The organism is Streptomyces sp. NPDC003248, from assembly GCF_055563235.1.
Window position 1 is genome coordinate 185,775 of record NZ_JBVHDT010000001.1, and the last position, 19,231, is coordinate 205,005.

Here is a 19,231-nt window from a genome sequence, read left to right on the forward strand (position 1 = left end):
CGTTGGCGCTCCCGGGCGGCTGGGGCTGCCGGAGCCTCCGGACCGCCGGGGCCGCCGGAGTCGCCGGAGCCTCCCGGCAGCCGGAGTCACCGGAGCTGCCCGGCCGCCGGTACCGCCGAGGCGCGTCCGGTGCCGGGGGGCCGGTGCCAGGGCGTCTGCGGGCGGGGGCGCCGGGCGGCTCACGGTCGCCATGTCACGCGGTGTTCCGCCAGGTGGGCCAGCACCGCGTGGTTGGCCTCCCAGCCGTCCGGGAACTTCACGAGCGTCCCCAGCTGCACCGGCTCCGTCGACGGATAGTCGTCCAGGAGGTCGCCCACCCCGGCCCGGCACACCACGACGCACGCGTGCCGGTGCCGGGAGGCGAGGACGCACAGGCGGCCCGTCTCCAGGTGGAAGGCGGTGGCGTCGGGGCGGCCGGAGAGGGGGTGGAGGACGACGGTGACGTCGAACTCCCGGCCCTGGAGCCGGTTCGCCGTGTCCACGATGACGTCCGCCACGCCCAGCTCGGCGAGGGCCGCCCGGACCGCCGCCGCCTGGTCGCGGTGGGCCGTGCCGACGGCGACCCGGTCGGCGGTCAGCCGCGTCGGGGCCGGGGAGCGCTCCGAGACGGCCGCGCCGTCCCGGTCCAGCAGGCGCCGTACCACCGTCGCGACCGCCCGGACCGCCTCCGGGTCCGTGCGCGGCGTGTGGCGGGCGGGCAGCTCCAGCAGGCCCCAGCCCGACTCCGCCGCCTCGTCGATCACCCGGTCGGGGGCGGAGCCGTCCGACGGGACGGCGAAGGACAGACGCCGGTCGCCGTGGCCGGTGCCGCTGCGGAACCGGGTGTACGGATAGAACGCGTCCGAGACCAGCGGGGCCGCCGACGCCGGCAGCCGCCACGACACCGGCAGCCGGTGCTGCGGCAGCCGCGGGTTGTGGGCGAGGAGCGTCGTCACCGCCGACGCCGACGGGTCGTAGGACAGGCCCGCCCACTGCTCGCTGCCCACGATCGCGAACGGGTCCAGCTGCCCCGGATCGCCCACGAACAGCGCCCGCTCGAACAGCCCCGCCACGGCCAGCAGACCGTCCGAGCGCATCTGGTACGCCTCGTCCACGATCGCGTGCCGCCACGGCTCGTCGACCTTCACGTGCGCCCACTTCGCCGCCGTGGAGATCACCACGGGCAGCCCGGCCAGATCGGCCGCCTTCGCCGACTTCCGTACGTTCGCCAGGCCGTCCAGCGCCTTGTCGTACGCGTCGGCGTCGCTGCTGTGCAGACGGCCCACCGGCAGCTCGGGGCTCTTCTCGGCGAGCCGCAGGACCAGGTCGTCGACCTGGGCGTTGGTCTGCGCCACCACCATCAGGGGGCGCCCGGCGTCCGCCAGTTCCAGCGCCGCGCGGACGACGAGCGTGGACTTGCCGGCGCCGGGCGGGGAGTCCACGACCACACCGCGCGCCGTGCCGTGCAGCGTGTCGTGGAGGATCGCGTCGGTCGCGCGGGCGGCGGCCGTACCGGGATCGAACGCGGCCTGGGTGGTCACAGCACGTCCTCCTGAGTGACGGAATCGGGCGCTTCCGGCGCCTGCTCCCCGGGCGGCCCGCCGTGCGTCCACGGCGTCTGCTCCGGGTCGGGCAGCTTCGCGCCGCCGCGCTGCTCGTGCTCGAAGAGGGTGAAGCACACCCGCTCCCCCTTCTCGGGCACCGACCCCTTCTCCGGCTCCTTGCCGCGCCCCATCTTGTCGACGATCCGCAGCACCAGCAGGCCCTCGTCGTCCTCGCCCTGCCGCTCGACGAACTCCGCCGCCTGCGGCTTGCCGCCCAGCGACCGGAACACCTTCACCCGCTCCCCGAGGTGCGGCCGGTCGTCCGTGCGCACGGTGACCAGCGGACGCGGACTCGGCCGCCTGCCCTCGCTGTAGGCCATGACGACGTCGACGACCTCGCCCGCGAACGCCTCCCCGGCCAGCCGCCGCCCCGCCATCACCAGCGGGTCGTCGAGTGCCTCCTGCGCCTCCAGCCGGGCCTGTTCCCGTTCGCGCGTGGCGAGCTTGTTGGCGGCGGTGACCGCGTCGTCGCGGCGCGGCTGCGGGGGCTCGCCGGCCAGGACGCGGTCGCGGTGGCCGGTGAACGACCAGCGGTCCCGCGTCCACCGCTCCTCGACGTGCGCCCCCTCGGGCAGCGTCCGCAGCAGGTCCAGCCCGCGCCACACCGCGTCCCAGGTGGGCCGCGTCCGGCTCTCGACCAGGGCGCGGATCTCCCGCTCGGCGGCGGTCAGCGCGCCGAGCCGGTCGTCGGCCTGGAGACCGTCCTCGGCGGCGGCCAGGGCGGCGCGCGCCCGGTCGTAGCGCTCGATGGCGGGGGCGAGCAGCTTGTTGTCGAACGCCGGGTCGGTGGCCGGGCCGGCCGGCGGGCACAGCAGCTGGCCCTCCGCGTCGCGCGCCAGTTCGGCCCGCAGCGCCGCCTCGGCGCCCGAGGCGCCCTCGGGCGGGTCGATCCAGGCGAGCAGCGCCCCCAGGTGCTGGTCCTCCAGGCTGGACTGCCCGGTCGCCCAGTGCCGGCCCAGCACCTCCGTCAGCGCCGTCAGCAGCGAGGACCCCGGCACCCGGGCCCGCTCCCCGAAGTGCGTCAGCCACCGCCCGAGCAGCGGCACGCGCGCAGGCGCCGGGTACGGCGTCTCGGGGTCCTGCTCCGCCGTACGCCGGAAGCGCATGGAGCGGCCCAGCAGGCGGACGAAGTCGACGCCGGCGCGGCTCGGGACGATCAGCTGGGGCGCGTCGGCGCACAGCTCGACCTCGACCTTGACGCGCTTGCCGGTCTCCGGGTCGGTCTCGTTGCGCTCGGCGGCCTCGACGGTGTCGGCGTAGGACTCGATGTACGGCAGCACGGTGTCGGCCAGCTCGGCGAGGAACGCGAACCTGAGGTCGCGGTCGCGCGGCTGCGGGACGACCAGCAGGCGCGGCGCGTCCCGGTCGGTGCCGACCAGCGCGCCCAGCGGGGCGCCGGCCTCACCGGCGGTGGTCAGCGGCACGAACACCATGGGACGGTCGGACAGGTGCCGGTGGCGGATGGTGGCGGCGGGCTGCGCCCGGCCGGTGGCGACGGCCTCGAGGCGGGCGAGCGTGGCGATCAGCGACACATCGCCCCCAGGGCCTCACTGCGCAACCGTGCCGCCCGGCGCAGGGCCGCCACCGCCGGGTCGTCCGGATCGCCGGTCTCCCCGCGCGCGGCCGCCAGCACCTCCTCGACCGTCGTCAGCCCGCCCAGCTCGGCGCGGACGGGGCGGCCCAGCGTGGTCACCGCACCGGCCGCGCGGGAGCGGTCGCGGCAGTGGAACGCCAGCTCGCACGCGGCCAGGCACTCGGGCGCGTACGTCGCCGGGACCGACGCGACCGCCGCCGTGAGCTGTTCGGCGGGCAGCTCGGGGGAGAAGCAGGTGCCCTCCGGGAGGGCGTCGGCGATGTCCTGGATGCGGGTGAGCCGGGACAGCTGGCGGCCGGTGACCGCACGCTGCTTGCGGACGTCCACGGCGGACGCGGTGGGCAGGTTGGAGAAGTCCTTCGGGCAGACCAGCAGGACACGGTGGCGCACCTGCGGCGCGGGGTCGAGGCGGGCGGCGACCTCCTCCAGCGCCAGCACGTACACCGCGGCCTGGCGGGCCGCCGCGCCGACCTTCGCCGGGTCCGCCGACCCGTCCAGCATCGGGAACGACTTGATCTCCACGACCGTCCAGCCGCCGTCCGGGTGCACCACCACCGCGTCCGGTTCGAGGAAGGCGGGGGAGCCGGCCACGTCGAGCGCGAGCATCGGGTGGTCGAGCAGGGTCCAGGTGCCGGCCGCCTCGGCGGCCTCGCGCAGCGCCAGCGCGGTCCGGGCGGTGCGGCCCTCGGGGCCGGCCGCCGACAGGTCGGGGACGCTCGCCCCGGTGGGCGCGGGGGCGCGCGGGTCCAGCTTCTCGTGCACCAGGCGCAGCAGCTCCGCGCCGCCGTCCGCCTTCACCTTCGCCTCGAACGCGTTGCCCCGGGTGAGGGCGAACTGCGACTGGCCGAAGGCCGACGGCGAGCCCAGCGCGCCCGCCAGCGCCGCCTTGTCCACCCCGGCGCCGTCGAGGAGCGCGCGCCGCCTGCACCCCGGGTTCGCGGCGAGCGCCGCGAGCGCCCGGGCGTCCAGAGCCTTGGCGGGTACGTCGGGACCGCGCAGGTCAGCGAGCCGCTGCCGGAGCGCCGTCCCCCGCGTCCGAGGGGGAGGCACCCGGCTCGGCCGGGGGCCCGAACCGTGACTCGCGCTGCCGTGGAATTCGCTCACCCGGGGAAGTCTGGCATCCGCCACTGACAATCGGGGCCTCCGCGCCCCCGGAGGACGCCGGGACGGACGGGACCCGTGCCGCGGGGCGCGGTACGCGGGACACGTACCAGGCCCGCATCCGCTCCGCGCGGCGCAGCACCAGCGGCGTCAGCAGCAGGCCCGCCCCCATCACGGCGGCGCCCGCGAGCGCGTCGAGGAAGTAGTGGTTCGCGGTGCCCATCACCACGATCGTCGTCACCAGCGGGTAGACGACACCCGCCACCCGCGCCGCCCGTGTGCCGCCGTGGCGCCACAGCATCACCCCGCACCACAGCGCCCATCCCACGTGCAGGCTCGGCATCGCCGCGTACTGGTTGGTCATGCCGCCCAGCCCCCGCGGCGCGCTCGCCTCGCCGCCCCACCAGCCCCAGGAGCTGTACTGGGCCATGGTGTCCACGAAGCCGTGCTCCGCGGCCAGCAGCCGGGGCGGGCAGGTGGGCAGCAGGGTGAAGCCGATCAGGCCGATGAACGTCGACGTCATCAGCCAGGTGCGGGCCGCCCGGTAGTGCACGGCGCGTGAGCGGAACAGCCAGACCAGCAGCACGGGTGTCACCAGGTAGTGCAGCGACGCGTACCAGAAGTCCGCCGGCACGCCGATCCACGGTTCGCTGCGGAAGAGGCGGTTCAGCGGGTGCTCGGCGTTGATGTGGAGGAACTTCTCGACGCGCAGGATCGCCAGACCGTGGTCGACGGCGGTGCCGACGTCCCCCCGGGCGAGCAGCCGGCCGGCCGAGTAGCAGGCGTACACCAGCAGGATCAGCGGCAGTTCGGTCCACCAGCGCAGCCGGCTCCGCGGGACCGCCTCGGTGCCCGGTGACTCGGTCTGCGGCATCCGATCGCCTCCCCCTTCTCGTCGCTGCGCCGGCAGTGGCACGGGAGGTGCCACTTTACGGCGTGAGCGCGCGCCCTCCCCGGACGCCCCCGGCCCTCAAAGACGCAGAGATCGCCCCCCGGGTTGCCCTGTTCCAGGGTGAGCGATGATGGAGGGGTTCCGCCGTCGACTCATCCCTTGGTTCTCTCAGGGTTACCCCCGGAAAGGTCCCCCATGGCACCGCGCATCCTGCTGGCCCGGCACGGACAGACCGAGTGGTCGCTGTCCGGCAAGCACACCGGCAGGACGGACATCCCCCTGCTGGAGGAGGGCCGCCGGGGCGCCAAGCTGCTCGGCGAGCGGCTGCACCGGGCGCCGTTCGACGGCCTCCCCGGCGTCGAGGTCCGCACCAGCCCGCTGGCCCGCGCGCGGGAGACGTGCGAGCTGGCCGGCTTCGGCGAGCGGGCCACCGCGTGGGACACGCTCATGGAGTTCCACTACGGCGCCTACGAGGGCATGACGCCCGCCGAGATCCAGGCCGTCCGCCCCGGCTGGCTCATCTGGCGCGACGGCGTGCCCGACGGGGAGAGCCTCGCCGAGGTCACCGCGCGCGCGGACGAGGTGGTCGCGTGGGCGCGGTCCGCCGACCGGGACGTGCTGGTCTTCGCCCACGGGCACATCCTGCGGTCGATCGGGGCGCGCTGGCTGGGGCTGCCGCTGGACTTCGCGGCACGGATACGGCTGTACCCGACGTCGCTGTCGGTCCTCGGCTGGGCCTACGGGGAACCGGCGATCGAGAGCTGGAACGACCGCGGGCACCTGACCGCGGACTGATCCGGCAACCGTGTCGTCGCCCGGCGGCGACGCGGTCACCCGGTCGTCCTCCGACGTGCGGGGGCGGCGTGCCGCGCGGGTCCGGCGACCGGTCCCCGTCACGCGGGGCCGACGACACGGTGCCTGCCGAGTGGGGCCGGCGACACGGTGCCTGCCGCGCGGGCCGACGGCCGGTCGCCGTCACCTGGGTCCGACGAGGCGCGGTTCCCGGACGACCGGACCGCGCGGGGCGTTACACCGGCGGGGCGTTATCCCGCGCGGGGCGCTGCACCCGCGGGGCGTTACCCCGCGCGGGGCGCTGCACCCGCGGCGCATTACCCCGCGTAGGGCGCTACACCGTGCGGGGCGCGGAGGCGTGCCGTTCCAGGAACTCCGACACCCCCGAGGCCCGCCGGTGCGGCAGCAGTACCCGTGCCGTGCCCGCCAGCATCGTCTGGATCCGCGACGACTGGACCTGCCCCAGCAGGTCCAGCACCCGCATCCCCGCCGCCGCGGCCTCGTCCGGCCGTCCTCCGCGCGCGAGATCGTCCGCCAGCTCCGCCGTGTAGAGGGCGATGTTCCGCGTGAAGTGGGGGTCCTGGAGCTGCGCCGCCCGCCGGGCGTGCCGGGCCGCGCGCGGCCAGTCGCCCAGGGTGGACCAGCACTGCGCCTCCAGCCCCTCCAGCTCGGCCTCGCCGTAGAAGCTCATCCACTCGGGGTCGGCGTCCGAGGAGCCCCGCCCGTAGAGGGCCTGCGCCCGCGCGAGGGCCTGTTCGCAGCCGGCGCGGTCGGCGAGCCCGGCCCAGCCGCCCGCCTCGCGCAGCGCGAGCAGCGACATCAGCCGGGCCGAGCCGAGGGGCCGCGCGACGCGCTGGGCGGCCTGCGCGGCGCGTACGGCCTCGCGCGGCCGGCCCGAGTCCCGCGCGAGGAAGGCCGTGTTGCAGAAGGCGTGCGCCTCCAGCGCCTCGTCCCCGGCCGTCCGGGCGGTGGCGAGGGCCTCCGCGTAGTGGGAGCGCGCGTCGTCGAAACGCCCCGAGTCGTGCGCCAGCCAGCCCACCGAGATGGCGAGCTCCCCGGCGCCCGAGTGGAGCCGGTCGGCGGTCGCCTGCCGGGTGGTGCCGGCGTCCAGTAGCGCGTACGCGGCGCGCAGCGGTGCCGCCGCGCGCCGGTAGAGGCCGTCGGCGCCGTGCCGGTCGTCCAGCAGCCGGATCCTGCGGACCGCTTCTTCGAGGGCGCTCGCCTCGCCCGCCCCGACACGGCGCGTGGGCCGTTCGGCCGCCGACGCGTCCAGGGCGAGCCCCAGGGGCCCCAGCGAGGCGGCGGCCACAGTGGCGCCTCCGCCGGTCATGAATGCGCGACGCAGCACGTCGCTCTCCTCGTGGTTGTGGTGCGTGTCGTACGTGTCCTGCGGGTCATACGGCTCGGACACCCCGTGCGTCTCATCCACGCACGGCGTGTCCTCGGTCGTCCGTGCCCCTCGCCCGCGTACGGACGAGCGGGGCGCGAACCCCAGATCGGTGAGCGTGCGGCCGGGGAACATGTGCAGGAACACCCGTTCGTACGCGTAGTTGGGGCAACGGATCTCCCCCGCCTCGACCCGGCCGATGTAACGCGCGTCACAGCTGACCCCCTCGCCGATCTCCCGCGCGGCCCGCCGTACCAGCGCGGCGAACTCGGCCGGCGAACGCTGTCCGCGCAGGTGCCGGAAAGCGAGATTGGGCCGTGGGGGCCGGTTGGGCCGGGGTGGGGGCACCGTTGACGACGCCATGGCCGGGTCCTCTCGTGCGAACCGTCGAACCATGCCGGATCCCCGGTGGACCGACCGCCTCTTCGCGGCGGCGCTCACCCCGGTCTCCAGCGGGCAAGAACGTACCTGCTGTTGCTGTGCCGCCACGCAGTGTTTGGCTACAAACCGGATATCCCATCCCCGATCTGCCATGAACTGCCATCCTTTGCGGCGGACTTCCGCCGTAGCCGTTGACGGTGTGACGCGTTGACCACTGCGGACTGCAAGAGGGCTGCGCGGTGGAGGCCGGCATGGTGACCAGCCAGAGCAACGATCCTTGTACGCCGTCGGTGACGGCCTGTGACCTGGTGACGGTGCCGACCCGGCACGGGCTGGAGGCGGTCGACATCCTGCGCCGGGCCGCGGGGGACGGGGTGGGGCCCGTGCTCCACGACGGGGGCGACACCCTCGCCTTCCTCGTGCCGCCGGGCACCGCGGCGGCCTGGGACGTCCCGGGAAGCACCTGTACGGAGACCGAGGGGCGGGGACTGAGACTCGACCCCGAGCCCCCGGTGGAGGGCTCGGACTGGCTGGTCCCACCCGGCGAGGCCGACGTCGCGACGCACCCCCCGGCGGTGCTGCGGCGCGCGCTGGGGGAAGCGGCCCGCACGATCGAGGCGGCGGACGCGTGCCGGTAGGCGGTCATGGGGGCGTCCGCGGTCGGCGCGGCCCTGACCCGGCTGCGAAAATGCCCGCATGGGAAAGTCCAGGAACCCCCGGCGCGGGCGGGACACCGAGGCCACCGTGGCCGAGGCCGTCGACGGCGGCCTCGCACAGCTCGTACCCGACCGGGACCGGACGAGGGCCTGGACCCTCCTCGTCGACGGCGCCCCGCAGTCGCACGTGGACCTCGACGACCCGCGGTTCCTCTCCTTCGAATACCAGCGACGGCTCGGCCACGTCATCGACCTCGCCGCACCGCCCGGCAGGCCTCTGCACGTCGTCCACCTCGGCGGTGGCGCCCTCACCCTCGCCCGGTACGTCGCCGCGACCCGCCCCCGCTCCACCCAGCAGGTCGTCGAGCGGGACGCCCGACTCGTCCAACTGGTCCGCCGGGAGCTGCCGTTGGACCCCGGCGCCCGGATCCGGGTCAGGTCCGTCGACGCCCGTGAGGGACTGCTCAAGGTGCCCGAGGGGTGGGCCGACCTCGTCATCGCCGACGTGTTCAGCGGCGCCCGCACCCCCGCCCACCTGACCTCCACCGAGTTCCTCGACGAGGTCCGCAGGGCGCTCCGGCCCGGCGGGCTCTACGCCGCCAACCTCGCCGACGGCCCCCCGCTCGCCCACCTGCGCGGCCAGATCGCCACCGCCGCCGCCCGCTTCCCGGAACTCGCCCTCGTCGCCGACCCGACCGTGCTGCGCGGCAAGCGGTTCGGCAACGCCGTCCTCGTCGCCTGCGACCTCCCCCTCCCGGTCGCCGAACTGACCCGCCGCGCCGCCTCCGACCCGCACCCCGGCCGGGTCGAGCACGGCAGGGCGCTCACCGACTTCACCGGCGGCGCCGCCCCGGTCGTCGACGCCTCGGCGGTGGCGTCACCGGCCCCACCGCCCGACGCGTTCCGGTAGGACCGGGCCCGGCCGGTCCGGCGGCGCGCCCCGGCGGCCGCGGGCAGCTCAGCAGGCACGACGCGCCCCGGCAGGCACGACGCGCCCCGGCAGGCACGACGCGCCCCGGCAGGCACGACGCGCCCCGGCAGGCACGACGCGCCTCCGCAGGCACGACGCGCCTCAGCAGGCGCGCAGGTCGTCTCAGCAGGCGCAGAGCGTCTCAGGAGCGGGGCGCACCTCAGTAGGTGCCGACCTCCACCCGCGGCGGCCCGTCGTGCCAGGTGCAGAACACCGACACATGGTCCGCGCCCGAGGTGAACTCCACTCGGATCCAGGTCTCCGTCTTCCACACCTGCATCGACCAGCCCGCGTCCGGCGTCGCCGAGACGAGCGTCGCGGAGGCCGCCTGGAGCTCGAACACCACCCGCCCGCCGTCGGTGTCGTAGCTGCGGACCCGCCCGGTGGGGGTCGGGGAGGCGGCCGCCGCCGAGGACGGTGCCGAGGGGGCGGGCGAGCGGGACGTGCGGCTCGGCTCCGGCGACGGGCTGGGCGAGGGGCTCGCGGAGGACGCCGGACGGCCCTCGGGCGACGCCGACACCGGCGCCGACGTCGGAGCTTGCGTCGGGGACTCCGACTCCCGCGCGGCCGTGTCCCCGGCCGCCAGGGGCACGGCGCGCGGCGGGTCGTACGCGGTGCCCGCCATGACCGTGTGGACACCCCACCACGACAGCGTGGTCGCCGCGCCCGTGGCGAGCGTCCAGGCCAGTACGTGTACGAGTGCTCTGCGCATCGCGGGCCATCTTGCCCCACGCGCCACGGGTGCCGCACGGACGGTCCACCGGTCGTCCACAGGAGCCGAGTTGTCCACAGGCCCGAATGCCCGTCGCCCGCATGGCGTACGGTGCGGCGCATGGCAAGTGTGCTCGTCGTCGAGGACGACCAGTTCGTACGCTCCGCGCTCATCCGGCACCTGACCGAGGCCTCGCACACCGTGCGCAGTGTCGGGACGGCACTGGAGGCGCTGCGCGAGGTCGCCCATTTCCGCTTCGACGTGGTCGTCCTGGACCTCGGCCTGCCCGACCTGGACGGCTCCGAGGCGCTGAAGATGCTGCGCGGCATCACGGACGTGCCCGTCATCATCGCGACCGCCCGCGACGACGAGACGGAGATCGTCCGGCTGCTGAACGCGGGGGCGGACGACTATCTGACCAAGCCCTTCTCGGTGGAGCACCTCTCGGCACGCATGGCGGCCGTCCTGCGCCGCTCCCGCGCCGGCGCCGGGGACGCTCCGCCCTCCTCCGTCCTGCGCGTCGGCGGCCTCACCGTCGACCCGCTGCGCCGCCAGGCCGAGCTGGACGGCGTCCGACTCGACCTCACCCGCCGCGAGTTCGACCTGCTCGCCTTCCTCGCCGGCCGCCCCGGCGTCGTCGTCCCGCGCCGGGAACTGCTCGCCGAGGTCTGGCAGCAGTCCTACGGCGACGACCAGACCATCGACGTCCATCTGTCCTGGCTGCGCCGCAAACTGGGCGAGACGGCGGCCCGCCCGCGCTATCTGCACACCCTGCGGGGCGTCGGCGTGAAGCTGGAACCGCCCGTCACGCACTCCGACGGGGAGCTGCCGCGATGAGATGGGCACTGGTCAAGGTCTGCCTGGCGGTCACCGCGATGGTCGTGGTCGCCTTCGCGGTCCCGCTCGGCCTGGTCATCAAGGAGATGGCCCGCGACCGCGCCTTCTCCAACGCCGAGCGGGAGGCCGCCGTCGTGGTCCCCGCGCTGTCCATCACCACCGACCGCGAGCAGCTGGAGCGGGTCGTCGCCTCCGCCGGCTCCGACGACGGGATGGCGGTGCACATCCCGGCGAGCGACGGCCGGGCCGCCGTCGAGCTCGGCCGGCAGCGCGCCACCGGCGCGGACATCGACGCCGTCCGCGAGCTGGGCCGCGCCTCCACCGCCGAGGTGCCCGGCGGTTCCGCCCTGCTCCAGCCCGTCGCGCTCAGCCTCGGGACCGTGGTCGTCGAGGTGTACGTCCCCGAGTCCGAGGTCAGCAACGGCGTCGCCACGGCCTGGGCGGTGCTCGCGGCGGTCGGTGTCGCGCTGGTCGTCGGCTCGGTCGCCGTCGCCGACCGGCTGGGCGTGCGGATGGTGCAGCCCGCCCAGCGGCTGGCCGAGGGCGCCCACGAACTGGGGGAGGGGAAGCTCGGCGTCCGCGTCCCCGAGGAGGGGCCGAACGAACTGCGGCTGGCGGCGGTCGCGTTCAACTCCATGGCCGACCAGGTCGTCCAGCTCCTGGCGAACGAACGGGAGCTGGCCGCCGACCTCTCCCACCGGCTGCGCACCCCGCTGACCGTCCTCCGGCTCAACGCCGCCTCCCTCGGCGACTCCCCGGCCGCCGAACAGACCCGGGCCGCGGTCGCCCAGCTCGAACGCGAGGTCGACACCATCATCCGCACGGCCCGCGAGGCCAAGCCGCAGACCGCGGCGGCGGGCCCGGGCGCCGGGTGCGACGCGGCCGAGGTCGTCCGCGAGCGGATGGCGTTCTGGTCGGCGCTCGCGGAGGACGAGGGCCGCACGGTGCGGCTGGCCGGCGTCGACCGTCCCGTGCGCATACCCGTGGCCCGCGCCGATCTCGCGGCCGCGCTGGACGCCCTGCTCGGCAACGTCTTCCGGCACACCCCCGAGGGCACGGCCTTCGCGGTGGACGTGCACAACGGCGAGGACGCGGTGATCGTCCTGGTGTCGGACGCGGGGCCCGGCATACCCGACCCCGAGGCGGCGATGGCACGCGGCCGGGGGTCCGGGAGCGCCGGGTCGACCGGGCTGGGCCTGGACATCGTGCGCCGGCTCGCGGAGTCGACCGGCGGCGACGTGCGGATCGGCTCGTCGGTGCTGGGCGGCACCGAGGTGCGGATCTGGCTCCAGGTCGACGGGCGGACCGGGCGGGAGCCGGGGCGCAGGGGACACCGGGGTGCGGTGCGCAGGCGCCGGCAGGGCAGAACGGCCGCCACCTTTAACCGTCCCCGATCCCTTCCTTAAGCGCACCCTAAGATCAGCAACCCCCGCCCCGATCAGGCGCTTTGCCCGATTCGGGATCGCTAGCGTGCTGCCGCGTCCCCCCTCCGGGACTCCCTGGAACCCCCGTGAACCACGAAGGCAGGCACGCCATGAGTACGCACCGGCGCAAGGTCAGCGGCAGGAACAAGGCGATCGGCGGCGTGGTCGCCGCGGCCGTGGTCGGCGGTGGCGCGGTCCTGCTCACCGGCACCGCCCAGGCGGCCGGGGTCGGCGCCGCGTACACGAAGACCAGCGACTGGTCGACGGGCTACACCGCGCAGTACGTCGTCACCAACAACAGCGGTGCGGTGAAGGCCGGCTGGACCCTCGAGTTCGACCTGCCGGCCGGTTCCAGACTCAGCTCCCTGTGGAACGCGGAGTCGGGCGTCAGCGGACAGCACGTCACCGTGACGCCCCCGAAGTGGGACACCGACGGCCTCGCGGCCGGCGAGTCGGTCACCGTCGGGTTCGTCGTCAACGGCAGCGGCGATCCGTCCGGCTGCCGCGTCGACGGCGCCCGCTGCTCGGCGGACGAGAGCGCGACCCCCGAGCCGAGCGGCCGCCCGACGCAGACCGCGAGCGCGACCCCGACGGCCACGGCGACCGCGTCGGCCACCGCGAGCCCGACGGCCACCGCCTCCACCCCCACGGCCACCGCCTCCCCCTCGGCGAGCACCGGCACCGGCACCGGCACCGGCTCGGGAACCGGCACCGCCGCCTCCGCCGGCTTCGCCCCCTACGTCGACACCTCCCTCTACCCCGCCTTCGACCTCCTCGCCCACGCGTCCGCGACCGGCGTGAAGGAGTACAACCTCGCCTTCGTCACCGACGGCGGCGGCTGTACGCCCAAGTGGGGTGGCGTCACCGACCTCGCCACCGACGCCGTGGCCGCCCAGATCGGCGCCCTGCGCGCCGAGGGCGGTGACGTCCGGGTCTCCTTCGGCGGCGCGGCCGGCTCCGAGTTGGGTACGACCTGCTCGTCGGCGGACGCGCTGGCGGCGGCGTACGGCAAGGTCGTGGACGCGTACGGCCTCACCAAGGTCGACTTCGACATCGAGGGCGGCGCACTGCCGAACACGGCCGCGAACACCCGCCGCGCCCAGGCGATCGCCACGCTCCAGCAGCAGAATCCCGACCTGGACGTCTCCTTCACCCTCCCCGTGATGCCGGAGGGCCTGACCCAGGACGGTGTGAACCTGCTGGCCAACGCGAAGACCAACGGTGTGGCGATCAGCAGCGTCAACATCATGGCGATGGACTACGGCGCGGCGTACAGCGGCGACATGGGCACCTACGCCGAGCAGGCGGCCACCGCCACCCAGGCCCAGATCAAGAGCGTCCTCGGTCTGAGCGACGCCGCCGCCTGGAAGGCCGTCGCCGTGACCCCGATGATCGGCGTCAACGACGTCACCTCCGAGATCTTCACCGTCGACGACGCCACCCAGCTCGTCGCCTTCGCGAAGTCCAAGGGACTCGGCTGGCTGTCGATGTGGTCCGCCACCCGCGACAAGCAGTGCTCCGGGGGCGCCAAGACCTACGCCGACCCCACGTGCAGCTCGATCGTCCAGGACGCCGGCGCGTTCTCGAAGGCCTTCGCCACCTACCAGTGACCCCACGGGGTCAACGCCCCGCGCCACCGCCCTTCACGGCGTCCAGCAGAGCCGCGAGAGCACGCGGCGCCACGAGAGCGACCTCCTCCGGGCGGTCGCTCTCGCGGAGGTGCAGACGGGCGGGGGCGGATGCCGCCAGCTCTACGCACTCGCCCTCGCCGCCGGTGCTGAACGACGACTTCTGCCAGACGAGGTGAGGCACGGCGGGGTCCTTTCAAAGGGTGTACATCACATGCTGGACGAGGCTCAGGGAGTCGCGTGACTCGTGCGACTCGGGTGCCGCCTCCGGGTCGATGGGCGCCAGCGCCAGCTCCGAGAGTCGCTCGAACATTCTGGCGTACTCATCCAGTTGAGCTCCATCCCAGAGAAAGAGCGAGTTCGTCGGATGCTCCAGGTAGACCGTGTCCAGTTCGGCGACTCCTGTGCCGAAGATGACGAACGACCGGCTGTGGGCGGCGTAGACGCCCGCCTCGAACGGGTACACCTGCACGGTCACGTTGGGGAGGCGCGAGACTTCCATCAGCCGCAGCAGTTGTTTGCGCATGACCGCCGGACTGCCCACCCGGGTGTGGAGTGCGGCTTCGTGGATGATCGCGTGGCAGGCCACAGGCGACCCACTCGTCAGCACGTCCTGCCGGCGGAGGCGGAACTCCGCGTACCGGTCGGCCCGTTGTGGCTCGGCTTCCGTGGCGGCGAGGACGGCACGGGCGTACTCCTTGGTCTGCAGCATGCCCGGGATCACCAGCGGGTTGTGGGTGCGCAGCGCCGTCGAGCGGGCTTCGAGCTCGGCGAGATCCCGGGCCGCCGGGCCGATCGTCTCGCTGAACTCGTCCCACCAGCCCTTCCCGTTCTCCTGTGCCATGGCCATGAGGGCGTCGAAGTACGGTCCCGGAGGACAGCGGTACTCCCGCAACACCTTGTAGAGGCGGTTGCGGGACACGTCGATGCGTCCCGTCTCGATGTTGCTGACGCGGGCTCGGTCCGCGTCCAGGAAGGCGGCGGCCTGCTCGCCGGTCAGCCCGGCTCGAACGCGCAGCTTGCGCAGCTCTGCTCCCAGCCGGCGCTGACGCTCGCTGGGGTTGGTTCTGGGTGCCATGTCGACCTCCTGCTCAGCAGTCTGCCGACCTCGACCGGAGAGAGTCACCGAGCTGTTGGCTGGTCACCCACTTAGGTGACAGTGCCGGGAGACGCTTGCTGTGAAGGAAAACATTTCCCTACCGTCGACGACAAGCCACCCGCGAGGAAGTACCCCCGCCCTCACGCCACTTGTCGAGGCACGGACCTGGTCACCGCGTGGATCCACAACCGACCGACGAAGGGACCCTCCCATGGACGACCCCCCAAGCGTCTCCCTCACCTTCCCGCCCCACCCCGCCTGGGTCCGCACGGCGCGTGACGCCGTCCGCACCCTCCTCCTCGTCTCCTCCCACCCCGGCCTCGTCGACACCGCCGTCCTCCTCACCTCCGAGGCCGTCACCAACGCCATCAACGCCTGTGCCGACAAGGGCTGCACCACCCCCGTCACCCTCCACGCCGGCTGGACCGACCCCCACCGCCGCCTCCGCGTCCTCATCCACGACGAGGCCCCGGGCCTCCCCACCCCCCGAACCCCCGCCCACGACGACGAGGACGGCCGCGGCCTCCACCTCATCGCCGGCGGCGCCGACGCCTGGGGCATCTGCACCCAGGGTCCGGGCCGGGGCAAAGCCACCTGGTTCGAGCTCGGACAGCCGACCCAGGCATAGGCCGCTGGCACATTCACCCAAAGGGCTGAACAAGCCGCGAAACGGTATTCACCGCACCTGACTCCCGCCTACGTTCCGTCACATGGTCAGTTCAGCGCATGAGGCGATGCACCAGATCTTCCGGGAGGGTCCGGGGCTCTTCGCCCGGGCCCTGCCCCGGGCGGGCATCGCCTTCCCCCAGCCCACGGCGATCCAGCACCTGGACACGGATCTCACCGAGATCAGGCCGCTGGCACGCCGGGTGGACACCCTCTTCCGGGTCGACACGGCGGACGACGGGAGCTTCCTGCTCGCCGTCGAGGCCCAGGGCAAGCCGGACCAGGACAAGCCGAGCAGTTGGACGTACTACCTGGCGCACCTCTACGCCAAGTACCAGCTGCCGCCGATCCTGCTGGTCGTCTGCCGGGACAAGGCCACCGCGTCCTGGGCGGCGGAACCCGTCCGGATCGGCCTGCCCGTGCACACCAGCATGGCGGTCTTCCCACTGGTCCTGGGCCCGGGCAACGTTCCCGCGGTCACCGACCCGGACGAGGCGAGCGAGGACCTCGCCCTCGCCGTCTTCTCCGCGCTCGCCCACGCCAAGGATCCGGACCTTCCTGCGATACTGGACGCGCTGGCGGAGGCAGTGGCCGAGACCGGCGGCGAGACCGCGAAACGCTGGGCGGAATTCACCGAAGTCGGCCTGGGCGACACCCAGGCCCGTGCACTGTGGAGGCACCTGATGGCCACCTACACACCCCGCTTCCCCGGCAGCGGCACCATCATCGAGGAAGCTTTCAACGAGGGCGAGGCCAAGGGCGAGGCCCGAGGCGAGGCCAGGGGTGAGGCCCGGGGCGAGGCCAAGGCCATCCTCCGCATTCTTGAGGTGCGCGGCATCGAGGTCCCCGAGGCCGTTCAGGAGCGGGTCACTTCCTGCACCGACCTGGACGTGCTGGGCACCTGGCTCGACCGGTCCCTCACTGCTTCGGCCGCCGAAGAGCTGTTCGACGAGGCGTAACCGGCGCTCGGAAGACAGCGGGGCGCGGCACGCTCCCACGACGTGCCGCGCCCCTTCCCCCCGTTCCCCGTGTCAGGCGGTCTCGAGGGGCGGCAGCGTGCCCGTCTTCGCCGCCTGGCCGTACCACAGCGCGCTCGACTTCGGCGTACGGGCGAGCGTCGCGTAGTCGACGTACACCGCGCCGAACCGCTTCTCGTAGCCGTACGCCCACTCGAAGTTGTCCAGCAGGGACCACAGGAAGTAGCCGCGGACATCGGCGCCCTCGGCGATGGCGCGGCGGACGGCCCGGAGGTGGCCGTGCAGGTAGGCGATGCGGTCCGGGTCGTGGACGCGGCCGTCGGAGTCGGGCTTGTCGTCGTAGGCCGCGCCGTTCTCCGTGATGTAGAGCGGCAGGCCGGGCGCCTCCTTCGCATAGCGCATGATCAGCTCGTGCAGGCCGGTCGGGTCGACCGTCCAGCCCATCTCGGTGCGCTCGCCCGGCGTCTGGTGGAAGGCGACGTCGTCCGCGCCCGGCCAGGGCGAGTGGTCGCTGGTGCCGTGACCGTCCGACCGCGGGCCCTTCGGGTCGGCGTCCGACGCCGAGACCAGGGTGGGCGTGTAGTAGTTCAGGCCCAGCGCGTCCAGCGGCTGGTGGATCGTCTCCAGGTCGCCGTCGAGGACGTACGACCAGTCGGTGAGGGAGGAGGTGGCGGCGAGCAGCGTCTCCGGGTACGCGCCGTGCAGGATCGGGCCGTGGAAGACCCCGCTGGCGAGGTCGTCGATCTTCTGGACGGCGGCCAGGTCCTCCGGCGACTGCGACAGCGGCCGCACCACCGACGAGTTGAGGCTGACCGCGACCGAGTTGCGGGCCGGCATCACCGACCGGAGCGCCGTGGTGCCCAGCCCGTGCGCCAGGTTCAGGTGGTGCGCCGCCCGCAGGGACGCCACCGGCTCCGTGCGGCCCGGCGCGTGCACACCGGACGCGTAGCCGAGGAACGCGCTGCACCAGGGCTCGTTGAGCGTGGCCCAGTGCTCCACCCGGTCGCCGAGCGCCTCCCCGACGATCTGCGCGTACTCGGCGAACCGGTACGCCGTGTCGCGCTCCGGCCAGCCGCCCGCGTCCTCCAGCTCCTGCGGGAGGTCCCAGTGGTAGAGGGTGATCGCCGGCTTGATGCCCTTCGACAGCAGCTCGTCGACCAGGCGGCGGTAGAAGTCCAGGCCCACCTGGACCGCCGGACCGCGGCCGGTCGGCTGGACCCGAGGCCAGGAGATGGAGAAGCGGTACGCCGACAGGCCGAGCTCCGCCATCAGCGCCACGTCGTCGCGGTAGCGGTGGTAGTGGTCGACAGCGATGTCACCGTGCTCGCCGCCGGCCGTCTTGCCCGGCGTATGGCTGAAGGTGTCCCAGATCGACGGGGTGCGGCCGTCCTCCCGCACCGCCCCCTCGATCTGGTACGCGGACGTCGCGGCGCCCCAGAGGAAGGCGGAAGGGAAGGACACCGGATTGACCGACTGTGCGGACTCGGACATGGAAGCGCTCCCATGGGTGGTCGTCGAGGTCGTCGAGACCGACGGAGGATGGGGGGAAGAGGTGCGGGTGCGGAGAGGGGGCCGAGGCGGCGCTGACCCGGCCCCCGAAAAGTCGCTGGTGTGCGGCGGCGGGCGTCAGCCCTTCACGGCACCCTGCATGATGCCGCCCACGATCTGCTTGCCGAAGATCGCGAAGACCAGCAGCAGCGGCAGCGTGCCCAGCAGCGCGCCCGCCATGATCAGGGACTGGTCGGGCGTGAACCCGCGGCCCAGGCCCGCGACCGCCACCTGCACGGTCGGGTTGCCCGTCTGGCTCAGCACCAGGAACGGCCACAGGAAGTCGTTCCACGTCTGCACGAACATCAGCATGCCGAGCACCGCCATCGCCGGGCGCGCCGCGGGGAACACCACGTGCCACACCACGCGCCAGCTGCTCGCGCCGTCCACCCGGGCCGCCTCGATGATCTCGTCCGGCAGCGCCTGGATCAGGTACTGCCGCATGAAGAACACACCGAAGGCGCTCACCAGCGACGGCAGGATCACCGACTGGAGCTGGTCGGTCCACTCCAGCTTGGCGACCATCATGTACAGCGGGATGATGCTCAGCTGCGGCGGCACCATCATCGTGCCGATGACGATCAGCATCAGCGCGCCGCGGCCCTTGAACCGCAGCTTGGCGAAGGCGAACCCGGCGATCGTGGAGAGGAAGACGATCGTCACGGCCGACGTCCCGGCCACGATCGTCGTGTTGAAGAACGCCGTCCCCAGATTGGCGTCGTTCCAGGCCAGGTCCAGGTTGTGGAGGAGGTTGGAGCCGAACCAGAACGGCGGCGGCGTCTGCGCCAGCCGGTTGCTGTCGCGGGAGGCGGCGATCGCCGTCCACACCAGCGGGAACAACGAGCCGATGGTGAACAGCGCCAGGATCAGATAGGCGACCGGCCCGGCGTGCAGCGTGCCGCCGGCGCGGGCCGACCTGGGCCGCCGCCCAACCGGGGGCTTCCGCGGGGTCGTCTCCGGCGGAGTCAGTGTCGTCGTCACGGC

18 protein-coding genes are annotated in these 19,231 nt (G+C 73.8%); 8 read left to right on the top strand and 10 right to left on the bottom strand.

Annotated elements, in window-relative coordinates:
* Nucleotides 1-179 precede the first annotated feature (179 nt).
* Genes ACZ3KJ_RS00820 through ACZ3KJ_RS00835 form a run of 4 tightly spaced genes read right to left on the bottom strand, consistent with a single transcriptional unit; the run spans nt 180 to nt 5,152 of the window.
* Nucleotides 180-1,520 (bottom strand): AAA family ATPase, encoded by a 1,341-nt coding sequence (locus tag ACZ3KJ_RS00820; RefSeq protein ID WP_467523578.1) that lies wholly within the window; start codon nt 1,518-1,520, stop codon nt 180-182.
* The gene (locus tag ACZ3KJ_RS00825; protein ID WP_467523579.1) at nt 1,517-3,115 is read right to left on the bottom strand and encodes a hypothetical protein; all 1,599 of its coding nucleotides are present in this window, start codon (nt 3,113-3,115) and stop codon (nt 1,517-1,519) included. Before ACZ3KJ_RS00825 ends, ACZ3KJ_RS00820 begins: the two co-directional genes overlap by 4 nt.
* Nucleotides 3,106-4,227 carry a hypothetical protein gene (locus tag ACZ3KJ_RS00830; RefSeq protein WP_467523581.1) on the bottom strand — a complete coding sequence of 374 codons (1,122 nt, stop codon included), beginning with the start codon at nt 4,225-4,227 and terminating at the stop codon, nt 3,106-3,108. Before ACZ3KJ_RS00830 ends, ACZ3KJ_RS00825 begins: the two co-directional genes overlap by 10 nt.
* Nucleotides 4,178-5,152 carry a phosphatase PAP2 family protein gene (locus tag ACZ3KJ_RS00835; protein WP_467523582.1) on the bottom strand — a complete coding sequence of 325 codons (975 nt, stop codon included), beginning with the start codon at nt 5,150-5,152 and terminating at the stop codon, nt 4,178-4,180. Before ACZ3KJ_RS00835 ends, ACZ3KJ_RS00830 begins: the two co-directional genes overlap by 50 nt.
* Before the next feature lie 213 nt (nt 5,153-5,365).
* Here ACZ3KJ_RS00835 and ACZ3KJ_RS00840 point away from each other — a divergent pair, with 213 nt between their 5' ends.
* Nucleotides 5,366-5,965 (top strand): histidine phosphatase family protein, encoded by a 600-nt coding sequence (locus ACZ3KJ_RS00840; RefSeq protein ID WP_467523583.1) that lies wholly within the window; start codon nt 5,366-5,368, stop codon nt 5,963-5,965.
* Between the two features lie 331 nt (nt 5,966-6,296).
* Here ACZ3KJ_RS00840 and ACZ3KJ_RS00845 read toward each other — a convergent pair whose 3' ends face one another.
* Nucleotides 6,297-7,712, bottom strand: coding sequence for a hypothetical protein (locus ACZ3KJ_RS00845; protein ID WP_467523584.1), 1,416 nt, complete (start codon nt 7,710-7,712; stop codon nt 6,297-6,299).
* Between the two features lie 269 nt (nt 7,713-7,981).
* Here ACZ3KJ_RS00845 and ACZ3KJ_RS00850 point away from each other — a divergent pair, with 269 nt between their 5' ends.
* Together ACZ3KJ_RS00850 and ACZ3KJ_RS00855 are read left to right on the top strand one after the other, a co-directional pair.
* Nucleotides 7,982-8,368, top strand: coding sequence for a hypothetical protein (locus ACZ3KJ_RS00850; RefSeq protein ID WP_467523585.1), 387 nt, complete (start codon nt 7,982-7,984; stop codon nt 8,366-8,368).
* A 58-nt stretch (nt 8,369-8,426) separates the two neighbouring features.
* Nucleotides 8,427-9,296, top strand: coding sequence for a spermidine synthase (locus tag ACZ3KJ_RS00855; RefSeq protein ID WP_467523586.1), 870 nt, complete (start codon nt 8,427-8,429; stop codon nt 9,294-9,296).
* A gap of 220 nt (nt 9,297-9,516) precedes the next feature.
* Here ACZ3KJ_RS00855 and ACZ3KJ_RS00860 read toward each other — a convergent pair whose 3' ends face one another.
* Nucleotides 9,517-10,068, bottom strand: a complete 552-nt coding sequence (locus ACZ3KJ_RS00860) for a hypothetical protein (protein ID WP_467523587.1) — start codon at nt 10,066-10,068, stop codon at nt 9,517-9,519.
* Nucleotides 10,069-10,188: 120 nt separating this feature from the next.
* Here ACZ3KJ_RS00860 and ACZ3KJ_RS00865 point away from each other — a divergent pair, with 120 nt between their 5' ends.
* The 3 genes from ACZ3KJ_RS00865 (at nt 10,189) to ACZ3KJ_RS00875 (ending at nt 13,939) form a co-directional block, all read left to right on the top strand.
* Nucleotides 10,189-10,905, top strand: a complete 717-nt coding sequence (locus ACZ3KJ_RS00865; RefSeq protein WP_467523588.1) for a response regulator transcription factor — start codon at nt 10,189-10,191, stop codon at nt 10,903-10,905.
* Nucleotides 10,902-12,311: a sensor histidine kinase gene (locus ACZ3KJ_RS00870; protein WP_467523590.1), complete on the top strand. Its 1,410-nt coding sequence runs from the start codon at nt 10,902-10,904 to the stop codon at nt 12,309-12,311. Before ACZ3KJ_RS00865 ends, ACZ3KJ_RS00870 begins: the two co-directional genes overlap by 4 nt.
* 128 nt (nt 12,312-12,439) lie before the next feature.
* Entirely contained in the window at nt 12,440-13,939 is a 1,500-nt protein-coding gene (locus ACZ3KJ_RS00875; RefSeq protein WP_467523591.1) for a glycoside hydrolase family 18 protein, read from the top strand.
* A gap of 10 nt (nt 13,940-13,949) precedes the next feature.
* Here the strand turns inward: ACZ3KJ_RS00875 and ACZ3KJ_RS00880 are convergent, their stop codons facing one another.
* Nucleotides 13,950-14,141 (bottom strand): DUF397 domain-containing protein, encoded by a 192-nt coding sequence (locus ACZ3KJ_RS00880; RefSeq protein WP_467523593.1) that lies wholly within the window; start codon nt 14,139-14,141, stop codon nt 13,950-13,952.
* A 12-nt stretch (nt 14,142-14,153) separates the two neighbouring features.
* Complete coding sequence (locus tag ACZ3KJ_RS00885) at nt 14,154-15,035, bottom strand: helix-turn-helix domain-containing protein (RefSeq protein ID WP_467523594.1); 882 nt, start codon at nt 15,033-15,035, stop codon at nt 14,154-14,156.
* A gap of 232 nt (nt 15,036-15,267) precedes the next feature.
* Here ACZ3KJ_RS00885 and ACZ3KJ_RS00890 point away from each other — a divergent pair, with 232 nt between their 5' ends.
* Nucleotides 15,268-15,684, top strand: coding sequence for an ATP-binding protein (locus ACZ3KJ_RS00890; RefSeq protein ID WP_467523596.1), 417 nt, complete (start codon nt 15,268-15,270; stop codon nt 15,682-15,684).
* A gap of 82 nt (nt 15,685-15,766) precedes the next feature.
* Nucleotides 15,767-16,681, top strand: a complete 915-nt coding sequence (locus ACZ3KJ_RS00895) for a hypothetical protein (RefSeq protein WP_467523597.1) — start codon at nt 15,767-15,769, stop codon at nt 16,679-16,681.
* 72 nt (nt 16,682-16,753) lie between these two features.
* Here ACZ3KJ_RS00895 and ACZ3KJ_RS00900 read toward each other — a convergent pair whose 3' ends face one another.
* On the bottom strand, nt 16,754-18,190 hold the full coding sequence (locus ACZ3KJ_RS00900; protein ID WP_467523598.1) for a GH1 family beta-glucosidase: 1,437 nt from the start codon (nt 18,188-18,190) through the stop codon (nt 16,754-16,756).
* A gap of 135 nt (nt 18,191-18,325) precedes the next feature.
* Complete coding sequence (locus tag ACZ3KJ_RS00905; protein WP_467523599.1) at nt 18,326-19,228, bottom strand: carbohydrate ABC transporter permease; 903 nt, start codon at nt 19,226-19,228, stop codon at nt 18,326-18,328.
* Nucleotides 19,229-19,231: the final 3 nt, after the last annotated feature.

What these genes read in the sequence shown, in the direction of transcription:
- ACZ3KJ_RS00840 (WP_467523583.1), top strand. Translation starts at nt 5,366, where the DNA reads ATGGCACCGCGCATCCTGCTGGCCCGGCACGGACAGACCGAGTGGTCG.
- ACZ3KJ_RS00855 (WP_467523586.1), top strand. Translation starts at nt 8,427, where the DNA reads ATGGGAAAGTCCAGGAACCCCCGGCGCGGGCGGGACACCGAGGCCACC.
- ACZ3KJ_RS00845 (WP_467523584.1), bottom strand. Translation starts at nt 7,712, where the DNA reads ATGGCGTCGTCAACGGTGCCCCCACCCCGGCCCAACCGGCCCCCACGG.
- ACZ3KJ_RS00890 (WP_467523596.1), top strand. Translation starts at nt 15,268, where the DNA reads ATGGACGACCCCCCAAGCGTCTCCCTCACCTTCCCGCCCCACCCCGCC.
- ACZ3KJ_RS00860 (WP_467523587.1), bottom strand. Translation starts at nt 10,068, where the DNA reads ATGCGCAGAGCACTCGTACACGTACTGGCCTGGACGCTCGCCACGGGC.
- ACZ3KJ_RS00895 (WP_467523597.1), top strand. Translation starts at nt 15,767, where the DNA reads ATGGTCAGTTCAGCGCATGAGGCGATGCACCAGATCTTCCGGGAGGGT.
- ACZ3KJ_RS00865 (WP_467523588.1), top strand. Translation starts at nt 10,189, where the DNA reads ATGGCAAGTGTGCTCGTCGTCGAGGACGACCAGTTCGTACGCTCCGCG.
- ACZ3KJ_RS00885 (WP_467523594.1), bottom strand. Translation starts at nt 15,035, where the DNA reads ATGGCACCCAGAACCAACCCCAGCGAGCGTCAGCGCCGGCTGGGAGCA.
- ACZ3KJ_RS00850 (WP_467523585.1), top strand. Translation starts at nt 7,982, where the DNA reads ATGGTGACCAGCCAGAGCAACGATCCTTGTACGCCGTCGGTGACGGCC.
- ACZ3KJ_RS00875 (WP_467523591.1), top strand. Translation starts at nt 12,440, where the DNA reads ATGAGTACGCACCGGCGCAAGGTCAGCGGCAGGAACAAGGCGATCGGC.
- ACZ3KJ_RS00900 (WP_467523598.1), bottom strand. Translation starts at nt 18,190, where the DNA reads ATGTCCGAGTCCGCACAGTCGGTCAATCCGGTGTCCTTCCCTTCCGCC.
- ACZ3KJ_RS00870 (WP_467523590.1), top strand. Translation starts at nt 10,902, where the DNA reads ATGAGATGGGCACTGGTCAAGGTCTGCCTGGCGGTCACCGCGATGGTC.
- ACZ3KJ_RS00835 (WP_467523582.1), bottom strand. Translation starts at nt 5,152, where the DNA reads ATGCCGCAGACCGAGTCACCGGGCACCGAGGCGGTCCCGCGGAGCCGG.